Origin of the sequence: Enterobacter cloacae complex sp. P16RS2 (assembly GCF_014982155.1) — a bacterium.
Lineage (GTDB): Bacteria > Pseudomonadota > Gammaproteobacteria > Enterobacterales > Enterobacteriaceae > Enterobacter > Enterobacter cloacae_M.
Genome location: NZ_JADCKW010000039.1, coordinates 32,712 through 35,457, shown reverse-complemented (window position 1 = coordinate 35,457; position 2,746 = coordinate 32,712). Strand labels below are relative to the sequence as shown.

The 2,746-nt window shown below is 57.8% G+C and carries 5 protein-coding genes; all 5 read right to left on the bottom strand.

Translation table 11 applies throughout. The annotated features are described in order from the left end of the window. Nucleotides 1-400: 400 nt before the first annotated feature. On the bottom strand, nt 401-736 hold the full coding sequence (locus INF68_RS20600; RefSeq protein ID WP_023345479.1) for a hypothetical protein: 336 nt from the start codon (nt 734-736) through the stop codon (nt 401-403). A gap of 42 nt (nt 737-778) precedes the next feature. Next, nucleotides 779-1,570, bottom strand: a complete 792-nt coding sequence (locus tag INF68_RS20595) for an N-6 DNA methylase (RefSeq protein WP_063854644.1) — start codon at nt 1,568-1,570, stop codon at nt 779-781. A gap of 40 nt (nt 1,571-1,610) precedes the next feature. After that, on the bottom strand, nt 1,611-1,811 hold the full coding sequence (locus INF68_RS20590; RefSeq protein WP_031494497.1) for a hypothetical protein: 201 nt from the start codon (nt 1,809-1,811) through the stop codon (nt 1,611-1,613). Nucleotides 1,812-1,900: 89 nt separating this feature from the next. After that, a complete protein-coding gene (locus INF68_RS20585) occupies nt 1,901-2,362 on the bottom strand; it encodes a DUF1419 domain-containing protein (protein ID WP_074173299.1) in 462 nt (153 codons plus the stop codon). Nucleotides 2,363-2,421: 59 nt separating this feature from the next. After that, complete coding sequence (locus INF68_RS20580; protein WP_033488186.1) at nt 2,422-2,682, bottom strand: hypothetical protein; 261 nt, start codon at nt 2,680-2,682, stop codon at nt 2,422-2,424. Nucleotides 2,683-2,746: the final 64 nt, after the last annotated feature.

The window sequence follows — 2,746 nt, the reverse complement described above, 5'->3', positions numbered from 1 at the left end:
CCGGCGCGGTGAAGGCGTTCCGGACGGCACGGCCGGAGAAGCCGCAGCCTTTGACCTTCGCCATCAGACCCTAGCGTCAGCCCGAAACCCGAAGGGGTTCGGCGGAGCCCGGCGGGTGCGCAGCAGCCGCCCTGGCGGAGTGGGGCTCGACGACCGGACAGCAGCGCTGGCCGGGAGCCGAAGGGGGCCATCGCCCTGCCCGTTTTTTGGGTTATGGCCACTGAGCTGCAGCTGAGAAAGTTAACCAGCAGGACGCAGGTTATGATCGCAAGAGAGGAGAGAAGCACTGCAACGGGGAACGGCAGGAGCGCCGGAGGCGCTTTCGCCCTCCCCGTTTCCCCGAAGGGGTAGCGTTTTTTGCGGTTGCCCCGATGATATGCACCGGGGCCAGGATTTCCGCTCAGATCGGTTCTTCGCTGTCACCTCCGTTTTCCTGTTCATAGTGCATCATGGCCATATTCAGCAGGGCATTAAATCCCTCGATGCCAGCCCCGTCCGGCTCGCACTGTTCGCACAGATGCAGCAGATTGGCCAGAAAATCCGTGATAACAGTTTGCACGCTTTCGCTTTCCCTGTTCAGCCCGGTTTTACGGGCAAATTTCCATAGCACATCTGCAGCCAGTGCGGCGTGATCATCGTTGCTGCGGATTTTTAGCGGTTCAGGCTGGCCGTTCAGGCGTTCTGCCATCGTCTCCAGCACGGTCGCCGGAACAGCGTTCAGTGTGTTGCTTGTCATTTTCTCTCTCCCTGCGGCAGGTCTGCCCTGCCGCTCTGTCAGTCAGGCTGCCACGGTGGCCAGAAATTTTTTCATAGCTTCGAAACGGCTGCGGAACGCCAGACGTCCCTGCCAGTCATTGAAGTAATAAACGGGGGTATAACGCACGCGATTTGCTTTCAGGGTCAGCGTATTACCGGTCACGACTTTCGCAGGAATACCCAGCAGTGACAGCTGGATAAAGGCCATATCAGCCACCATCGGATCGATATCTGTGCAGGTGGCATACAGCTGTTCTGACGGGTTATATCCCGCGTCAGTCATCCAGTATGCAAAGGCAATGACCATACCGGCGCTACCACATGCAGGCTCATCGAGCGTCATCCAACCCTCACGCTTTATCGTCTCCTGAGCGCCGGGCATGAGTAGTCCGGCCATCAGGCGGGAGATGGAGGACGGAGAGAAATACTGCCCCATTTCGTCCGCGCCCAGCTCCTGCTCCATATACAGCGCGCCGAGGAAATCATGAATTTCACCCGCCAGTCCCTCCACCAACAGGCAGAACAGCTGGTTCATGGCGTCTAAATCGGACGGTTCATAACATTTGCAGATCAGATAGCTACTTTCCATGCCCTCTGGCGTGCGCACCCGAGCCACATCCAGCTGGTTGGCAGCAAGCTGGATAAAGTCGCGGAACACTTCTGAACGGCGCATATGTTTCGCAGTCTGACGGAAGACACTGGCGAACTCTCTACGCGCCTCAGCTGGCGACAACATTCGGGCAGGAGCAGAAGCCTGCGGCTGCGCCTCTGCCTGGTCAGACAGGAACAGGGATTCAAAACTCAGTTGTGACATGGTTTCTCCTTACCGGCCGCCCGCGGGCGGCCGTCTCCTGTTATGCCAGTCCAAGCGCCGGGTAGACGCTGACAGCCAGACCACAGTCAGCATCGGCGGCGTAGCCCGTTTCGGCATTTACCACGGACAGGAACGGCTGCCACTGTGAGAAGCGCAGCGCGGGTACGCGTGCGCGTTTCCCGGCGCGGAGGGCATTTACAAATGCCTTCGCCTGTGCGACAGTTTGCGGGTCAAATTTCACGATCAATCTCCTTACTTTGGTTGTGATTGCCGTATCTCGTTTTGGTAGGCCAGATACGGCGTTGAGGAAGCAGGGGCAACCCTGCTTTTTTAATGCGCGGAATTCAGCGGCGCATCGAGACAGAAACGGGCGATCACGTCGCCAATCAGCTCCCGGTGATGGCGGGTGTGCAGGTCATGGCTCTCAAAGAAACGCGCGCCGTACCGTACAAAAATCGCGGTCACGTCCCCGCCCGTAAACTCCATCGACTTGAACGACTCCCCGCCAAAACCTCGGCACCAGTCCACAGGCGGCAGCGTTTCCATCTGGTCGATGTACCGGGCCTCGGTGATTTCCACCCAGGGACGGCGATAGCCGTCATTCTGCTTTTCCTGTACCAGAGTCGCGGGGATCAGCTCCGCATCCGGATAGAGGCGGCGCAGGGATTCCAGCGTTATCGCTTCACGCTGAGTCACCCACTGCCCTTCCAGCTGTGTTGCCCGGTCATAAACGGCGTTATGTGACGGAACGAAAAAGGCCATTGGTGCAGCGGCCGGGGTATTAACGTTCATTTTTATGCTCCTGTCTGATGAGGTTCCGTGCGGCGGCTGCCGCACGGGGTGAACCGGATTTAAATGTCGATACCTGCGCGCTCGATCAGGCGCACAAACTGTTTGAAGTGGTCAGCTTCAGCCACATGGATATGGCGGAACTGTTTATCGACGCCGCTGCTGAGGGCGTAGAAATAGGTGCAGCGCATTGTTTCGGGACAACGTCTGCGCAGTTTCTTCAGCTCAGCAAGGCTGCTGAACTCCAGAACGTCCGATTCCTCCTCAGAGTTTTTTTTCGTCTCAGCGACGAGGATCGTGTACGACACGGTTTTTCCCCCCATCTTCCTGGAAGATTCTTGAGCGGCGGTTTTGACGTTGACGTTTTGTGTGTGCATCCTGGTTTTC